Consider the following 16,400-nt stretch of genomic DNA (forward strand, 5'->3'; position numbering starts at 1 on the left):
CATGATGCCGGGGCGGTTGTTTGTTTATTCGCTTCGCCTAATCTTCTTCCTCGTCGTCCTCTTCATCAAGGCCTAGGCGCTTCGCTTCCAAATACTCCTGCGTCGCACGGTCGCGCTCGCGGCCCTTGTCCTTCAACCGTTCAATGGCCGGCTGGATAAGCAGATCGACTTCCTTTTGTACCGGATAAGCCAAATCATACCGATTTTGCGACTCTAGAAACGAGCCTACTTCCATTAGAGCATTATAGCGATCCAGCTCATCCCGCGTCAGCAACCCCCGAACCTGCACGCTGCAGTGACGCATTAGAAGAACTTCCCTTTGCGCAGAACGAGCGGAATGCCGCCGATAATGAACAGATAGCGCAGGTCGATCATTTTCTTCAGCCATGCCGCTACCCGGCCTTTATATTTTTTGCCAAAAGCAAGGCCGATCGCTTCGCCTTTGCCAAGGGACGCTACTGTACCTTTATTGCTGAACGCGAATGCTTTAAGCGGCTGGTTGCGAATCGAAGCAACCAAATTATGTGCGCACACGACGCCCTGCTGCATCGCAATTTGCGCAGTTGGCGGATATGGACGGCCTTCCGGATTAAACATGAGAGAGTTGTCGCCCAAAATGTAAATATTTTCATGACCTGGCGCGCGCAGCTGGTCGTCGATTTTCACGCGTCCGCGCATCGTTTCAAAGCCTGCATCCTCAATCAAGCGATTGCCGCGGATGCCGCCCGTCCAAATAACCGTTGCCGACTTGATCTCTTCCCCTTCGCCAACAACGACGCCTTCTGCCGTGCACTCTTTAATCGCTGTGCCAATTCGGAACGTAACGTTTTTCTTCGTCAGCACATTCATCGCATATTCGACAAGCTCAGGATCAAAGCCTGGCAGCGCCGTTGGAGCCGCTTCAATATTGTAGATTTTCACAAGCGCCGGGTCCACATCGAACTGCTTGCACAGCTCAGGAATGCGGTCGGACAGCTCGCCGACGAACTCAATGCCGGTAAAGCCTGCTCCGCCTACAATAAACGTCAAATAATCGGTGCGATGCGGCTCGCGCTTGAAGCGGGCAAATTGATATTCAATATGCTCGCGAATAAGGCGGACCGAGTTAATGCTGCGAATGTTCATCGCATGCTCGCCAAGACCAGGAATGCCGAACGTTTCCGGCTCTCCGCCCAGCCCCACAACCAAATAATCGTAAGACAGCGTACCGTCTTCCAAAATGACCTTTTTGTCCTGCGGGCGAATTTGTACAACAGTCGATTTCACAAAATCAATTTTAAATTCATCAATCAGCTTCGAGATGCTGACACGGGCATTTTCAGGATTATCGGTTCCTGCCGCCGGCATATGCAAATGTGTGGTAATGTAATGATAGTCATGCTTGTTTACCAATGTAACATCTGCTTCGTTGTAGTTAAGCTCCTTCTGCAAACGCAACGCCGTCAGTACTCCGCCGTATCCCGCACCCAGAATAACAATCTTAGGTATGTTGCTCATCGTATGATCCCTTCCATTCCTATGCGTTTAATTATATTGTGAAAAATTACACAAACCTCTTTCTACATTTATGATCTATGAGGATTAAATGTGCAACTTAGTCTCCCTTTAATTAGCCAATTTCCAGCTGTACCAACCTTAACATACAACAGACATACTACAGAGTTTTAAACAAAAGTTCAATGGCATTTTATACGAAAAAGTTTAGAAGGGCATACAAATTAGTTATTTCCTTCTTTGTCTCCGTAAGTTTATAATAATAAGGATAGATACAAATATATGGAGGTGCCTACGTTGTCTCAAACTGAACTACCTGAAAACATTGTCGATATCGCAATTATTGGCGGCGGTCCCGCTGGCCTGTTCGCTGCTTTTTACGGCGGCATGCGCCAAGCATCCGTTAAGCTTATTGAAAGCATGCCCCAACTTGGAGGACAACTGGCTGCTCTTTATCCAGAGAAATATATTTATGACGTTGCAGGCTTCCCGAAAGTTACGGCGCAAGAGCTTGTTGACCGCCTTGTGGAGCAGCTCAACCATTTCAAGCCTGAGATTTGCCTGGAGCAAAAAGTTACACAGGTCGTCAAAAAAGATGAGCGCCTGTTTGAAATTACGACTGATACAGAAACCCACTACGCGAAGGCCGTTATTATTACAGCTGGCGTAGGCGCTTTTGAGCCGCGTCGTCTGGAGCTTCCAGAGGCTGCCGCTTACGAGAAGAAAAATCTGCATTATTTTGTCGGCGACCTGCAGCGCTTTAAAGACCAGAACGTCCTGATCAGCGGTGGCGGCGACTCCGCGGTTGACTGGTCGCTTATGCTCGAGCCGATTGCAAAGAGCGTGACGCTCATCCATCGCAGAGACAAGTTCCGTGCGCATGAGCACAGTGTAGAGAAGCTGATGAATTCCAAGGTCAATGTGCTGACTCCGATGGAAATTACCGCGCTGCATGGCGAGGACCAAATCGAGAAAGTTACGCTTGCCCATGTGAAAACGAAAGAAACGACAGAGCTTGATGTTGACGCCGTTATTGTCAACTTCGGCTTCGTATCCTCCCTCGGCCCAATTGCCGAATGGGGCATTGAAATTCAGGGCGGCTCCATCGTCGTAGATACGCGCATGGAAACGAATATTCCTGGATTGTTCGCCGCAGGCGATATTACGACTTACCCAGGCAAGCTCAAGCTGATTGCTGTCGGGTTTGGCGAAGCGCCAACAGCGATTAACAATGCTAAAGTATATGTAGATCCGGAAGCGAAGCTTTCCCCGGGCCACAGCAGCAATATGAAGCTGTAAGCCGGAGACGCTCGCAGCCTTCCATACATGCAAGGAAGTAAATACACACAAATAAGGGTATTCTACCTTGGAGCGATGCATAGCATTAAGCGGTGCATGCCAAGGAGGATACCCTTATGTTTTGTCCAGTCTGCAATGGCATCAAGAGAGTGGAAGTAAATTGCGACAAGTGCAATGAAGCGATGAACGATTGCGGGCGTACGCTGGAATGGAGTGATCCTTATGCTCCATACGAGCCTGTATCCATCTCCGGTTCCGCTCGCAATCAGATAGGCGATGCAAGTTGTTTACATACGGCACTGTGCCCAAGCTGCGCGCATACGATAGAAGTGTGCATAAGTGAATGGCAGGAATAACGTCTCAGGCTGTAATGCGCACATCCTCGTCTGTCAATTGCCTTCGCTTCATTTCATAAAGCAGCATTTGAATAAATTCCTGATCTAGCTTAGACTGGACCGCCGCATAGTAGGTGTCCTTAAGAAAATCGTCGGACATAAGCTCCATAATCGGCACTTCCTTTCTTGGCTTTTCTAATGCTTCACCATATTATCATGGGTGTAAACGATAGAACAACCGTTCGGGTTATACACAGCTGCTTGTGGACAGGGTGTGCATGGCATGTGTATAAACGTCGAATCTTGAGGATTCGCGCTGTGTACATTGTGGATACGGTTATACACAGTCACAAATTTTACCATTTCCATAAAAAACTTTAATTACAATCTCTTAATCTATCAATCTTATCGTTTAATGCCATTAGTTAATTTTTCCTCTTATGGGAATTCAATCAGGAGACAAAAAAATAAACCCTTTCGGGTTTATTGCGGCCGCGTATTTACTTCGAAAATCCATATCTTCCCGCTCTTGTCGATGCCATAATCGAAGCCCAGCTGTCCGATGCCCGGAAACCGGCTTTCCAGCAGCTGTGTCGCCTGCACCGTCAATTCTCTCATCTTCGATTTTTTTGCCCGAACGGCTGTACCGGAAATCGAGCGCCTGATGCCTTCTGCCGCGCTAACCATCGTTCCGCCTCGACAAAGGTTCGTTACGAATAAGCCCTCTCTAGCAATTCTTCCTACCATGGAGCGATAAACCCAGCCTCTATCGGTCTTTACATATTTCACGCGGTAATCGATCGGCCTGCTGCCGACGGACGCAAGAAGGATGCCTTTTTGTATAATATAAGCCCTTCTCTTGCGTTGTTTATCAAGTGCGCTCTTCAGAGCGTTAAAGCTGCTGAATTGCTTTTTCTTTGCATAGTAGGTGTAAGAATAGCTTGCGCTTCCATCCTGCGTCACCTTAATAACCCCGTGCCCGCCTGCTCCGCAAACCGGCTTGATGACAACCATTCGATGCGTTTGCAGCATGCTCCTCAAGTTTTCCCCAGTATACCGTCTGGTAGGGGGAATATGCGGGGCAATACCCGCGTGTGACAATAATACGGCCGTCTTCGCCCACTTGCTCGCCAACTGCCTGCCCTGATGTTCGCTCAAAAGCTACCAGCTCCTTTCCTGCTTCCTCCTCCATAGCATATGTCGGCAAGACGTCTGTCTCTTGGATGATTGACGCAGGTAAGAAGCCCCTCTTGTAAAGGCTGCGAATGCCAGTTAGGCCTTTATTTAGTTTGGCTTCATTGAAAAATAAACCGTATACGCCTCGTCCTTAACCTCGTACAGCGGGATGAACCGAAACCCGCGGTCGATGCCTGCCGTCCGGTAATAGCCGCTATTCCACCAGCTGTGATTGCGCTCGCGGTCAGGCGTCAGCAGCGTGGCCGGATGGGCTGGATCACCAGCAAGATGGCGCTCCTCCGCTGTCAAGCCTGCAAGGACGACAGGACCATCGAGAAAAGCAACTTTTCCTTCGCCGCCCGGAAGCGGCTCAGCCTTCAGCGCCTTCGGCAGCTCCACCGTAATGCTATCTCCATCCTCCCACTGGCGGGCCAGCTTCACGAAGGTGGAAGGTGCATATAAGCCCGCTTCGGCTGGGCGCCCATTAATAGAAATGCTCGCTTGCCCGCTCAGCCACCATGGCATGCGCAGCTTAAGCGCGAAGGTGACGGGCTGCTCCGTGCGGATAGTCAGCGTATACTTCATGCCATTCGGGCGGTGAATGGGCAGCGGCGGGGTATTTACCTTCGTGATGGCCTCCATCCCCGTAACCGACCAATTATTCAGCGGATAGTCCCCATATTGACCATCTTGCTCAAGCTGAAGACGAATGGCACAGCCCTCCCATTCGCAGGCCAGCTCGGATGAAAGCCACTGGCATACCGATATCCCCTCCTGGTCTGCCAGAAAAATTTGCGAAGCGTATGCAGCATTGGCCTGCACCAGCGTCCCGTGGCAGCACCAGAAATGCTGAGTGGGTGATCCCCACGCCTTTTGACTGCCCGCTCCCAGGCCAAGAAAATAGGAAACCATGCCGGTATCGCCATGCTGGTGCGCCAGAACGCCATTTACAAAACGCCGTTCCCAATAATCGGCATACGCTGCCTCACCGGTCCAGCGCAGCAGCGTATGGGCCAGCCGCATCATATTGTAATTGCAGCAATGCTCTTGACCGACGCCAAGCCTTGCCCCCATGTCTCCAGCAGGCATCCACAGCTCGCCATTATCACCCGCACCCGTTGCTACATACCCTCTATCCGTTACCGCGTTTTTCCAGAAGGCTTCAACTATTTTGCGATATTTTGCCTCGCCCGTTACCTCCCATGCCCGCGCAGCACCCAATATTTCAGGAATTTGCGTGTTGGCATGCTTGTTCGTTAGCACGTCCTGCCCTTCAAGCAGCGCATCGAAAAATCGCCGCCGTTCATATTTTTGAATGAGCGCCAGATGCTTCGGATCACGAGTAATGCCATACAGATCAGCCCATGCTTCCAGCATGCCGCCCGTCTCCAAATCAAGCAACTCGTCCATTTCCTGCTCGGAAAAGCGTGCCGTCCATTGGTGGAACCATGCCGCCAAGCCATTCATAATGGCCAATGCCTTCTGATTGCCTGTCAACACGTACATCTCGTGCAGTCCCATAAGCAGCTTGTGAAGGGTATAATGCGGCGCCCACACAAATCTTCCTTGTGCCATGCGATTCATATACGTCTGGGGAAAAGCAGCCAGCCACTGTCCATCATTCGCCTGCTGGCATCTTTCAAGCTCCGCTACAATAAAATCGGCTTTCGCTCTCACCTGAGCATCTCCCGTCTGCGAGTAGATCCGGGCAGCTGCAGACAGCCAGTGCCCCATCATATGTCCGCGCAGCTCGCAGGTTGGCGATTCCCAGCCCCAATGCCAATGCTCGGGGCCATCGCTGCTCGTCGTTGTCGCGCTCGTTGTACCCCCATTCCCGCTATAGCTCCACAGCCCGGCTTCCAAATAAAAATTGCGGAGCAGATTCTCATCCGTGAGGCTCATTATATATTTCTTGTTCAGCTCAAAGCGGGCTTTAAGCGGCCCCGGAGATAGCTTCACTTTGCCAGCGGCAAATTCGCTCAGCGCATGCATGGCGGATAAGTTCCTCTTATTCATCGTTTGCACCCTTCCAGCACAATATTTGTTTTTCCTTCTTAGTCTAAAACGATATAATAAAAGGCGTACATGCACATCGATTAGTAAAACCTATCCTTTTTTTGTGTCAAACAAATATATCTAACATATGGAGGCTTCTATGGATGCCCACCTTGCTTTAACGGCTGACCGTTTTCCATTAGTACGGGACATTGGCTGGAACCAGACAGAGGAGCTATACACGCATCCCGATCGCACGCTGGATTATCATGTTTTTTTGTACGTGGCAAGCGGCAGCATGCAGGTGGTGGAGGAGGCGGTGCCCTTTCTAATCCAGGCGAAGCAATATTTATTTTTGAAAAAAGGGCTTCATCATTGGGGACGGCATGAAACGGCTGCGGGTACACAGTGGTATTGGATTCATTTTAATATGGAAAATGGTGGTAATTATGAAAATACACCTTACAAAGAAAGGGCCCCGCTGCCGGAGCTGGCCCTTTATTATCCCGATCATTATCAATATAGGCTCACCCTGCCAAAGCATGGCACTGCCTTTCCGGGCATGGAAAATCGTTTGAATGCGCTGATGAAGATGCCCCAGGAGGGGCGATCTCATCAAATGACGAGAACTAGCCTCAGCGTATACGAGCTGTTTCTGGATCTTCACCAAGCGTCTACCCTGGAAAGAAAAAGCACAGGGGCTGAGGAAATTTCCGAGCGGATTATCGCTTTTCTGGGATCGCATAGCTGCGAGCCTTTTTCAGCCCGTCATTTGGCAGCTGCCTTAAACTTGAATTACAGCTATCTTTCCGCTACATTCAAGCGCGTAACCGGACAATCCATCATTGAGGCGCATACCCGATTAAGGCTCCAGCACGCCGTAGCGCTAATGCGCAGCAGTTCCTTAAACATTTCTGATATTAGCGATCGGCTCGGGTATCAAAATCCATTTTATTTCAGCAGAGTGTTCAAAAAAATGTACGGCGAATCTCCCTCCTCTTACCTAAAGCAATTGTACCGTCCCTATTAAAGGCAATGTCGCTGGTATAGTCCATCCACCGCAGGACGGCTTTACGCATGTAGGCATGTACGCATGTAGGCATGCAGCCGCTATTCACTGGCTGGCGGAAAGAACAAAGAGGCTGCCCGGCGGCAGCCTCCTTGTTCTTTCTAAATGGTTTATTTTGATGGGCAGGATAGCATTATTCGCTTTTACTTTGCCTATATTCCACTTTCACCCTTCCCTATATGGAAAGCGTTTCTCGCAGCCAATTATAGGAAACCCGCCCGCTAATTTCATGGACACCCGGGAAAATATCGGATTGCAGCTGCCCCGGCACGCCTTCGCGTTCATAAATGGCCTGCAGCTCTGCTGCCGCTTTTTTAAAGCCCTCAACCGGGAAAATCGGATCGTTTTGCCCTGATTCCAGAAACAGTGGACGCGGCGCAATTAGCCCGATCAGCTCGGGAAGCTCGGCGTGGGCCAGCAGGCCTGGCGTATAATTGTCGATACAGTGATGCACCGCAAATATGCTTTCCTTAAACGTATTCGTAAAACCAGTCAAAACAACTGCTTTTATTCGTTCATCCAGCGCTGCGGCTACATATGAGATAAGTGCTCCGCCGGAAAAACCCATCGCCCCTATGCGGGCTGCATCTACCTCTGGCCTGCCCGCCAAATGGTTAAGCGCTTCCAACACTTCAGCTGTCCGAAGGCCCGTTAGCGTTTTGCCCAGCATCATGAGCTGGGTAGACAATCGATAGCAGGAGCTTGGGGCATCGGGATTTTCCTGCAAATCCGCATCCAGCCTCCGTTCACCGAAGCCGACGACATCGGGCGCAATAACCACCATGCCTCGCTTTGCCAGTTGGACGGCAAAATGCTGATGAATGTTAGGCTCGCCATGGTCTTCCGCCCCGTCCGGGAGCAAACCGACGATTTCCCTGCTGCCATAACCATGCCCATGCACTGCCAATACACCGGGCAGCTGCCCGCTCTTTGCGCCATCTGGAATAAGCACATACGCTGCGAAGGACAGCCCCGGTGTAGCGGACAGCTCCACCCGTTCCCTCGTATATCCATCGCATTGGACCCGTTCCAGCACGACAGGCTCATGCCCAGGGTTTGATTCAAAAGAACCTATCGCTGATGCAAGCTCGCTCTTTAATTGCAGCCTTCTGCCTTCCCTGCTCTCTGCTTCCGCCGCTTCACGATGCGCTTCAACCGCTTCCTCATAAAGCCGATTTAATAGCTGGTCTGCTTTCCACATGAACGTTCCTCCTGCCACTGCCAAAATAGTTGCTTCACAACCGCGTTCTTCCTCAAAGAAAACGCTTACGAAAACGATTATACTCCCTATGCCCCTATAACGCTAAAGCCAACGATAACACTAGTCAAGCCTATTTATAAGAAAAAAGCTTCCAGCCTGCTTTTTTATCGCAGGCCGAAGCTTTTTGGGGTTATCCCCATACTTAGTTGCTGGCTATCTAGTGTATTAGCTTGCTCGCTAACGTGCTTGATTCCTTACTTGTCGTCTTCCTGCTTGCTCATAGCTGCTTTGAGGGCATCCGCCAAGCTGTTCGAGAGCGACACATTATCGCTGAATTGATTGATCAGTTTTTTCTCCTGATGCTTATTAATCCGGCCGCCCTGCTTATCGCCCAGCATTTCAATGACGTTGCATGGTCGGCACTGTGCATATTTTCCGGCTTTGCCGTCATGAATTTCCATCTTCTTGCGGCATTGCGGGCAGCGCTTGTTCGACAGCGCCGGCTCAGCCGAGCGGCGATAGCCGCATTCCCGATCTGGGCATACAAGCGACTTGCCGCGCTTGCCCTTCACTTCCATCAAGTGCTTGCTGCATTCCGGGCAGCGCGAATGCGTCAGATTATGAGGCTTGTATTCCTTTGTCTCATTTTTCACCTCTGCCACCCATTTGCTCGCCTGCTCGCGAATGCCCGCCATAAATTTCGCTGGGTTGCCCTTGCCAAGCGCAATCCGCTCCAGCTCCCGCTCCCACTCAGCCGTCAGCTCCGGCCGACGAAGCTCCTCGACGACAATTTCGATCAGCTGCCTGCCTTTTCCCGTTGGCGACAGCTGATTGCCCCGACGCTCAATGGTGTCGGTTCCGAGCAGCTTCTCAATAATATCCGCGCGCGTCGCTGGCGTACCCAAGCTATGCTTCTCCATTCGGCCAAGCAGCGATGCTTCCGTATATCTTGCAGGCGGCAGCGTCCGCAATTCCTTGAATCGGGCTTGCTTAATCGGCAGCGTCTGCCCCATGCTCATGGCCGGCAGCAGCTGCTCCGGCTGGCGATCCGCCTCGCTGCGTGCTTTATCGTCGTCTTCATCGTCATCGTCGCTAAAGCTTCCGCTGCCGGTTCCTCCCCCGCTGTAAAGCTCTTTCCAGCCGCTTTCCTTCTGCACCCGTCCTTTGGCGTACAGCTTATCGCTGCCAACTGCCAGCGTAACGCTCGTCTCATCATAGCGGTACGCTGGCGAGAACAAGGCTAGAAAACGGCGGACAATCAGATCATACAGCTTGCGCTCCTCCGCGCTTAAGGCAGACAAATTAACGTATTGCTCCGTTGGAATAATCGCATGGTGATCGCTCACCTTGCTGTCATCAACGAATCGCTTCGTCACAGTTAACGGGCCGCGCAGCAGCTTGCGGGCAAAAGGCGCATAAGGCCCGACTGCCACGCTTTCCAGCCTGCTTTTGAACGTCGGCACGATGTCGCTCGATAGATAGCGCGAGTCGGTACGCGGATAAGTGACGATTTTATGCTGCTCATACAGCTTCTGCAGCACATTGGACGTCTGCTTCGCCGAGAAGCCCAGCCGCTTGTTCGCGTCGCGCTGCAGCTCCGTCAAGTCATAGGCGCCCGGATGCGGCTCCGACTTTTCGACTGTACGCAGCTTGTCGACCTTCGCGCCCTTTCCCTGCAAGCGGGCGACGACTGCGCCGGCTTCATCACGGCCCCATACACGTCCATCATGGCCATCTTGCTCGCGCCATACCGCCTGGAAAGTGCCCATATCGGCAGATACCGTCCAAAACGGCTGGGACTGGAACTGCTCAATTTCCTTCTCCCGGTCCATCAGCGCAGCGAGCGTCGGCGTCTGCACGCGTCCTGCCGCCAGCTGTGCATTGTATTTAGTCGTCAAGGCACGGGTGACATTCAGTCCAATTAGCCAGTCTGCCTCGGCACGGCATACCGCGGATGCATACAAATGGTTATATTCCGCTCCCGGCTTCAGCCTGCTAAAGCCATCCTTGATCGCTTTATCCGTCTGAGACGAAATCCAGAGCCGTTTAAACGGCTTGCGCCAATGCACCAGCTCCATAATCCAGCGGGCAACGAGCTCTCCCTCACGCCCGGCATCCGTTGCGATAATAAGCTCGCTAATATCAGAACGCTTGCACAGCTGCGCTACCGCCTTGAACTGATGCGACGTTTCCTTCATCACCTTCAAGTTCATTTTAGCGGGCAGCAGCGGCAAATCCTCCAAATTCCAGGTACGGTATTTCGGATCATATTCCTCCGGCTCTGCGAGGGTAACCAGATGGCCAAGTGCCCAGGTTACCACATATTTCGGGCCTTCTATGTAGCTTTTATTTTTGTTCGTACAGCCGAGCACACGGGCAATTTCCTTTGCCACGCTTGGCTTTTCCGCGAGCACTAATGATTTCATCTCTTCCATTCGCCCCATTCGTCCAGCTTGTAAAGCTATATTATCCTTACAAATGCTAATGTTGTCAAAAATAGTTCAAGCATGGCGCCTAAGCAAGCTATCCTCGCGGCGCCCACAAAATAATCGATACGCCGACCAGACATACGGCAGCGCCAATCCAATCGTAAAGATCTGGCGTCCGCTTGTCTACGAGCCAGCCCCAGAGCACCGCCATTGCGACAAACACGCCGCCATATGCCGCATATACTCTGCCAAAGGTCGGAAACGATTGCAGCGTAGGCAAAATCCCGTACAGCACCAAGATCCCACTGCCCAATATGCCGTACCAATAAGGCTTTCCTTCGCGCAGCCAAAGCCACACCAAATAGCCGCCGCCGATTTCTGCAAGTCCAGCAGCAATAAACAATAAAATTTGCATGATTAAAGGCAACACCAAAGCACCCCTTTTTTCCCTCTAGTCTATGACTCTATTTTACCTGACAATTGCCGTTATGCTATAGTATTGTCACCATGAAGGATAATAGATGCTTTGAATTAATCTCATGCACAATGATAATGACTGGGGAGTGCAAATGTTGAAACCGCGTTTGATCGGTACAATCGCTTTAGTATTATTTATTTTTGTGGCTATTAACGCTTATATCGGCTGGAATGGATGGCTTTATTTATCGGCCTTGATTTCTCTGGATAATCCTCTGCCATATGCCTTCGCTGTTGCCATTATTTCTATCTCTTATATCATTGGAAGACTTCTTCAACCAGTAGCACCTCTGCGCAAAATAGGGCGTGTGTTCAAGCTCATCGGCTCCTACTGGCTCGCGGTAATGGAATATGCGGTGCTGCTGCTTCCTCCAGCAGATTTGATTTATTGGCTGCTGACGAAGCTGGATATCCCCGCCTCTACAGCTCTGCTTGCAGTAGGCAGCGCAGTCGCCGTTATCATGTTGGCCATTTTGCTGCGCGGGAGCTGGAATGCCTGGTCGCCGGTCGTTCGCACTTATTCCATAACGATTGCCAAGCCTGCAGGAACACGCACATCGCTGCGTATTGGAATGGCCTCTGACATCCACCTCGGCACCATCGTCGGCAAACGCCATTTGGCGCGGCTTGCGAAGGCTATGGAGCATATGAAGCCCGATTTGATTTTGCTGCCTGGCGACGTCATTGACGATGATATTGCCCCCTATTTGGATGACAATATGTCCGAGGTCATGAAGCGACTGCAAGCTCCGCTCGGCGTCTATGCTGTGCTAGGCAATCATGAATATTATGGCGGTCACATTGCCCGCTTCATAGCGGAGATGGATGCTGTCGGCATACGCGTCCTGCTGGACGAGAGCGTGAAAATTGATGACGGCTTTTACATCATTGGCCGCAAGGACTTAAGCGCGAAGCGATCAGACCCCGAAGGCCGTCAATCCGTGAAGGAACTCGTCGCAGCGCTTGACGCTTCCCTGCCGCTCATCATGATGGATCATCAGCCCTCCGATCTGGAGCAGGCTTCGCTGCAGGGCATTGATCTTTCCTTGTCCGGCCATACCCACCGCGGTCAAATGATGCCGAACCACCTGTTCACAAGACGGCTGTTCGAGCTGGACTGGGGCTTTTTGAAAAAAGGACAGCTGCATGCCATCGTCTCCTCCGGCTTCGGCACCTGGGGACCGCCGCTTCGCATCGGCAGCCGCGCAGAAATTATTCAGCTCAACGTCGAATTTCGTCCATAAGCAACACTGGCTTGCCGCTATACTTTACCTGCTTGATTTTGCCTGATGGATTGCTGCTGGCTTTAGCAAAAAAACAAAAAGACTGGCGATGACCTTATCGGGTGCCTTCTTGCACAGCCCGATGCGTCGCCAGTCTTTTTTATGCCCATGCGTTTATTGGTTGTTTGTCCGAACCTGTTGAAAGGTGCGTCCCACCCAGCCAAAAATAACCTGTGTTTTAATGATTAACAGTAAGCCTAGCCCCAGCTTCACTATGCATTCCATTATGACAGCCCAGTTGGAATAAAGAAACGGCTGCGTTACTGTATAGCTCGTTTCATTAACTTGCAGAAGCTGAATGATCGTTGACGCGAGCGTAGGCAAGGTTAGCACAATCAGGATGACGCCTGTAAGCGACAACGCAAGCTTGTAAAGCTCGCCGCTGGCGAATCGGGTAGCTGGAAGCGCCTCTGCGGCGTCTTCTACTTGGCCTTGCGTAATACGCAGTACGAGGCCTTCTGCCTTCGACCATAGCAAAACGCTTGCCGCCACATATACGAGGCCCGGCATTACGAGAGACAAATACGCCCACGCCGACACATGAGCATCGCTGCCGCTCAGCATAACAGGCGCTACTACATCCATCAGCCTTCCAATACCTGCTACCAAAAAATAAATCGCCAACACCCGAATAGCTGTAAAAGCAAATTGCCGTTGTTTCATGTGTGTTCCTCCTTCGCTATTCCCATTATTGCAGCCATTTGCTGTACAGCACATCCGCATCGCCATTTTCCTGCAGCCTGTGTATGACCTGATTGACGACCTGAAGCAATTCGGTCTGCCCTTTGACGACAGCTATCCCGAAGCCTTCTTGGGTAAATGCGCCGCCTACCAGCTCCAAGTGTGCCTCGGGATAATGCTGATTGTAGCTGACCTGCTTTAAATAATCGTTAAATACGATATCTACTTCGCCAGAGCGCAATGCTTCCATACATTCCGCTACCGAAGCGTACGATCGTATTTTAATTTCTTTGCCCTGCGCAATAAGCGCTTCTGCTTCCCGCTCGCTGGTCGCCTGCGTTTTTACACCGATCGTCTTGCCATTCAAATCATTAAGCGAGCGTACCGAATGGTCGCCCATCCGCTTGACGATTGCCATGCCGGAATCCAAATATTTATCCGACATATCGACGGCCCGTTCCCGCTCTTCGGTAATATACATGCTGGCTATAACCATGTCGGCTTTACCCAGCTGCAGGGCGTTAAGCAGCTCAGAAAATGGCATTTTTATCCATTCAATGTCTACGCCAATTTCGTCTGCAATCGCTTGCGCCAAATCCACATCGTACCCTATAAACTCGCCTGTCTCTTCATCCGTATATTCAAACGGGTAATTTTCGGTTGTGGCAATAACCAGCTTGCCCGACTGTTTAATGATTGGCAGCCATTGCAGCATGGCAGGATTGCTTCTCTCAGGCCTCGGCGCATCCTTCGTACAGCCAGCAAGCATGAGGCTAAACAACGCAAGCAGCGCGATAGCCGACTTTACAGCTGCTTTCTCAAACATTCAAACAACCTCCCACCATAACGCCCCCCAGCTCGCTTTATTTCACTTGTTTTCTGTGTTGGGCCTGCTGCTCGCTCCATTCCCAAAGCCGCTTGGCAGCCTGCTCATCCATTGCTTTAGCAGACACTTCCTCCCTTTTTTGCTTATAAAAATAGTGCCCGCTTACCGCTCCGCCTTCCTCCGAGCTCGCCAAATACAGCGCCGTCTGCGCCCCCTGCAGCGAAGTTAAGAAAAAAGGCCGCAGCAGCGCATGCATGCTTTTGCCAAATCCCGTCTGGCGGTTAACGCCGAGCGACGTTCCTACCGCTCCTGGATGAAGGCAATTAACCGTCACCTTCGTATGCGCCAGCCGCCTGGCCAGCTCCTTGGTAAACAAAATGTTGGCCAGCTTCGATTGGGCATAACCCTTTACTACACTAAAGCCCCGAGTCAGATTTATGTCTTCAAAATGGATTTTTCCCGCTTTATATGCGCCCGAGGATACATTGACTACTCTGCCCTGCGGTGATCGCTCCAGCAGCTCCAATAACGATGTCGTCAGTAAAAAATGGCCCAGATGATTAACGCCGATCATGCTTTCATAACCATCTTTGGTTAGCTCGCGCTTCAGCGATACAACGCCTGCATTGTTCAGCAGCACATCCAGCCGGTCGTACCGCTGCTTGAAAGCTTCGCAAAAGGCAGCAATGCTCGCAAAATCTCCAAGATCGCAGACCATCAGCTCGATATGCGCGGCACCGCTTGCGGCAAGCGCCTGCTGCCGTGCGGCTTCTCCGCGCTCCAGGCTGCGGCAAGCCATAATAACTTCCGCGCCGGCCTTCGCCAGCTCCGTAGCTGATGCCAATCCCATGCCCGCATTTGCTCCGGTAACAAGTACGATTTTCCCACTCATTTGCATCATGCTTCTCAGCTCCACTTCCCTGTCTATATCGTCATAAGCCGTTTATAAGGGTAGCACTTATACATGCTTATAGTTATAAAAAGGTCTCCGGCTTTGCCCGGAGACCCTGTGACTGCTGCTGCACCAAATGCCCAAGCCCATATCAGCAGGCCAGCAAGCCCTTAGGACCAATCGTCAGATTGAATGAATAATTCGCTGCTGCGCCCTGCTGCTGCACTCATGCTGTTCGCTATTGTAGCTATCATTATTGCATCTCTAAATCTTCCGTAAAGCCGCGTTTTTTCAGCCAGTTGCCGCAGCATAAACTCCAAGTATGCGCTTCAGGATGGTCATAGGCAAGGCCGATGCCATGTCCGCCGCTCTCATAAATGTGCATTTCATAAGGCACGCCGCTGCTAGCAAGCGCTGCTGCAAACATTAGACTGTTCTGGACAGGAACGGCCCCGTCATCTGCGCAATGCCACAGGAAGGTCGGCGGCGTCTGCTCCGTTACTTGCAGCTCGTTCGACAGCTCCCGGCGAAGCTCCTCAGGCGCATCCTCTCCAAGCAAATGGACCAGTGAGCCATGGTGACGGAACTCCCCTAGGGAAATCACCGGATAACACAGTACCATCGCATCTGGGCGGCTGCTTGCGCGTTCAATCGGATCGGTACTGCTGCTGTCTCCGGCATCAAAATGCGTGCCGACTGTGGAAGCCAGATGACCGCCAGCCGAGAAGCCGAGTATGCCAATACGCGTAGGATCAATGCCGAATTCAGCTGCCTGGCTTCTGACGATCCGCATGGCGCGCTTCGCGTCGCCGAGCGGAATAGGGTGCTTATGCGGAGCTACACGGTAATGCAGGACAAACGCATGCAAGCCCAGATCATTCAGCCATTTAGCAATTGGCTCTCCTTCATGATCGGCACGATAGCGATAACCGCCGCCTGGAAGCACGATGACTGCTGCTAGTGGCTTACCCGACTTGATAAGATGAGGCACTAAATACGGGCGCTCGCCTTCCACATTTTCATAAGCTGATTCTGGCCATAATGCTATTTCCGTCATATGCGAAACCTCCGAATTAACATTTTATGCCAATGATAGCCCTTGCTTCAAAGCCATTATACATGAATTCCACTTGGAGTATGTCAATTCCTTCATCACGTTAGACAACTAAATCGAAATTTATTCAGCCAAAATTGTAACTATTTGTAGTGTGGCTGCGTCTTTAATTTTAGACTAAGCTTAGAA

General features: G+C 51.2%; 16 protein-coding genes. 4 read left to right on the plus strand and 12 right to left on the minus strand.

What is annotated here, in order from left to right; translation table 11 throughout:
• Positions 1-37: 37 nt before the first annotated feature.
• A complete protein-coding gene (locus BBD42_RS00925) occupies positions 38-304 on the minus strand; it encodes a hypothetical protein (protein ID WP_056039445.1) in 267 nt (88 codons plus the stop codon).
• Positions 304-1,497 carry an NAD(P)/FAD-dependent oxidoreductase gene (locus BBD42_RS00930; protein ID WP_056039442.1) on the minus strand — a complete coding sequence of 398 codons (1,194 nt, stop codon included), beginning with the start codon at positions 1,495-1,497 and terminating at the stop codon, positions 304-306. Before BBD42_RS00930 ends, BBD42_RS00925 begins: the two co-directional genes overlap by 1 nt.
• Before the next feature lie 279 nt (positions 1,498-1,776).
• Between BBD42_RS00930 and BBD42_RS00935 the strand changes: the two genes are divergently transcribed.
• Positions 1,777-2,793, plus strand: coding sequence for an NAD(P)/FAD-dependent oxidoreductase (locus BBD42_RS00935; protein WP_099516612.1), 1,017 nt, complete (start codon positions 1,777-1,779; stop codon positions 2,791-2,793).
• A 116-nt stretch (positions 2,794-2,909) separates the two neighbouring features.
• Positions 2,910-3,149, plus strand: coding sequence for a hypothetical protein (locus tag BBD42_RS31490; protein ID WP_150131491.1), 240 nt, complete (start codon positions 2,910-2,912; stop codon positions 3,147-3,149).
• A 4-nt stretch (positions 3,150-3,153) separates the two neighbouring features.
• Here BBD42_RS31490 and sda read toward each other — a convergent pair whose 3' ends face one another.
• The 3 genes from sda to BBD42_RS00950 all read right to left on the minus strand — a co-directional run bounded on the left by sda (position 3,154) and on the right by BBD42_RS00950 (position 6,320).
• Positions 3,154-3,297, minus strand: a complete 144-nt coding sequence (gene sda, locus BBD42_RS00940) for a sporulation histidine kinase inhibitor Sda (protein ID WP_056039437.1) — start codon at positions 3,295-3,297, stop codon at positions 3,154-3,156.
• 314 nt (positions 3,298-3,611) lie between these two features.
• Entirely contained in the window at positions 3,612-4,286 is a 675-nt protein-coding gene (locus BBD42_RS00945; RefSeq protein WP_099516613.1) for a YheC/YheD family protein, read from the minus strand.
• Between the two features lie 126 nt (positions 4,287-4,412).
• Positions 4,413-6,320: a beta-L-arabinofuranosidase domain-containing protein gene (locus BBD42_RS00950; protein ID WP_237163315.1), complete on the minus strand. Its 1,908-nt coding sequence runs from the start codon at positions 6,318-6,320 to the stop codon at positions 4,413-4,415.
• Between the two features lie 139 nt (positions 6,321-6,459).
• Here BBD42_RS00950 and BBD42_RS00955 point away from each other — a divergent pair, with 139 nt between their 5' ends.
• Complete coding sequence (locus tag BBD42_RS00955; protein ID WP_099516614.1) at positions 6,460-7,329, plus strand: helix-turn-helix transcriptional regulator; 870 nt, start codon at positions 6,460-6,462, stop codon at positions 7,327-7,329.
• 214 nt (positions 7,330-7,543) lie between these two features.
• Here the strand turns inward: BBD42_RS00955 and BBD42_RS00960 are convergent, their stop codons facing one another.
• The 3 genes from BBD42_RS00960 to BBD42_RS00970 all read right to left on the minus strand — a co-directional run bounded on the left by BBD42_RS00960 (position 7,544) and on the right by BBD42_RS00970 (position 11,413).
• Positions 7,544-8,569 carry a dienelactone hydrolase family protein gene (locus BBD42_RS00960; RefSeq protein WP_099516615.1) on the minus strand — a complete coding sequence of 342 codons (1,026 nt, stop codon included), beginning with the start codon at positions 8,567-8,569 and terminating at the stop codon, positions 7,544-7,546.
• 254 nt (positions 8,570-8,823) lie between these two features.
• The gene (locus BBD42_RS00965; protein WP_099516616.1) at positions 8,824-10,995 is read right to left on the minus strand and encodes a DNA topoisomerase III; all 2,172 of its coding nucleotides are present in this window, start codon (positions 10,993-10,995) and stop codon (positions 8,824-8,826) included.
• Positions 10,996-11,092: 97 nt separating this feature from the next.
• Entirely contained in the window at positions 11,093-11,413 is a 321-nt protein-coding gene (locus BBD42_RS00970; RefSeq protein ID WP_099521380.1) for a YnfA family protein, read from the minus strand.
• 154 nt (positions 11,414-11,567) lie between these two features.
• Here BBD42_RS00970 and BBD42_RS00975 point away from each other — a divergent pair, with 154 nt between their 5' ends.
• A complete protein-coding gene (locus tag BBD42_RS00975) occupies positions 11,568-12,719 on the plus strand; it encodes a metallophosphoesterase (protein ID WP_172455347.1) in 1,152 nt (383 codons plus the stop codon).
• Between the two features lie 153 nt (positions 12,720-12,872).
• Here the strand turns inward: BBD42_RS00975 and BBD42_RS00980 are convergent, their stop codons facing one another.
• The 4 genes from BBD42_RS00980 to BBD42_RS00995 form a co-directional block, all read right to left on the minus strand.
• Positions 12,873-13,421, minus strand: a complete 549-nt coding sequence (locus BBD42_RS00980) for a hypothetical protein (protein ID WP_099516617.1) — start codon at positions 13,419-13,421, stop codon at positions 12,873-12,875.
• 25 nt (positions 13,422-13,446) lie between these two features.
• Positions 13,447-14,265: a substrate-binding periplasmic protein gene (locus BBD42_RS00985; protein ID WP_099516618.1), complete on the minus strand. Its 819-nt coding sequence runs from the start codon at positions 14,263-14,265 to the stop codon at positions 13,447-13,449.
• Positions 14,266-14,302: 37 nt separating this feature from the next.
• The gene (locus BBD42_RS00990) at positions 14,303-15,166 is read right to left on the minus strand and encodes an SDR family oxidoreductase (protein ID WP_237163316.1); all 864 of its coding nucleotides are present in this window, start codon (positions 15,164-15,166) and stop codon (positions 14,303-14,305) included.
• Positions 15,167-15,410: 244 nt separating this feature from the next.
• Entirely contained in the window at positions 15,411-16,214 is an 804-nt protein-coding gene (locus BBD42_RS00995; protein WP_099516619.1) for an alpha/beta hydrolase, read from the minus strand.
• Positions 16,215-16,400 lie beyond the last annotated feature (186 nt).

Origin of the sequence: Paenibacillus sp. BIHB 4019 (genome assembly GCF_002741035.1) — a bacterium.
Taxonomy (GTDB): Bacteria; Bacillota; Bacilli; order Paenibacillales; family Paenibacillaceae; genus Pristimantibacillus.

Bases quoted from the DNA above. Each gene is read 5' to 3' on its own strand.
- BBD42_RS00925 (WP_056039445.1), bottom strand. From the start codon at position 304: ATGCGTCACTGCAGCGTGCAGGTTCGGGGGTTGCTGACGCGGGATGAG.
- BBD42_RS00930 (WP_056039442.1), bottom strand. From the start codon at position 1,497: ATGAGCAACATACCTAAGATTGTTATTCTGGGTGCGGGATACGGCGGA.
- BBD42_RS00935 (WP_099516612.1), top strand. From the start codon at position 1,777: ATGGAGGTGCCTACGTTGTCTCAAACTGAACTACCTGAAAACATTGTC.
- BBD42_RS31490 (WP_150131491.1), top strand. From the start codon at position 2,910: ATGTTTTGTCCAGTCTGCAATGGCATCAAGAGAGTGGAAGTAAATTGC.
- sda (WP_056039437.1), bottom strand. From the start codon at position 3,297: ATGGAGCTTATGTCCGACGATTTTCTTAAGGACACCTACTATGCGGCG.
- BBD42_RS00950 (WP_237163315.1), bottom strand. From the start codon at position 6,320: ATGAATAAGAGGAACTTATCCGCCATGCATGCGCTGAGCGAATTTGCC.
- BBD42_RS00955 (WP_099516614.1), top strand. From the start codon at position 6,460: ATGGATGCCCACCTTGCTTTAACGGCTGACCGTTTTCCATTAGTACGG.
- BBD42_RS00960 (WP_099516615.1), bottom strand. From the start codon at position 8,569: ATGTGGAAAGCAGACCAGCTATTAAATCGGCTTTATGAGGAAGCGGTT.
- BBD42_RS00965 (WP_099516616.1), bottom strand. From the start codon at position 10,995: ATGAAATCATTAGTGCTCGCGGAAAAGCCAAGCGTGGCAAAGGAAATT.
- BBD42_RS00970 (WP_099521380.1), bottom strand. From the start codon at position 11,413: ATGCAAATTTTATTGTTTATTGCTGCTGGACTTGCAGAAATCGGCGGC.
- BBD42_RS00975 (WP_172455347.1), top strand. From the start codon at position 11,568: ATGTTGAAACCGCGTTTGATCGGTACAATCGCTTTAGTATTATTTATT.
- BBD42_RS00980 (WP_099516617.1), bottom strand. From the start codon at position 13,421: ATGAAACAACGGCAATTTGCTTTTACAGCTATTCGGGTGTTGGCGATT.
- BBD42_RS00985 (WP_099516618.1), bottom strand. From the start codon at position 14,265: ATGTTTGAGAAAGCAGCTGTAAAGTCGGCTATCGCGCTGCTTGCGTTG.
- BBD42_RS00990 (WP_237163316.1), bottom strand. From the start codon at position 15,166: ATGATGCAAATGAGTGGGAAAATCGTACTTGTTACCGGAGCAAATGCG.
- BBD42_RS00995 (WP_099516619.1), bottom strand. From the start codon at position 16,214: ATGACGGAAATAGCATTATGGCCAGAATCAGCTTATGAAAATGTGGAA.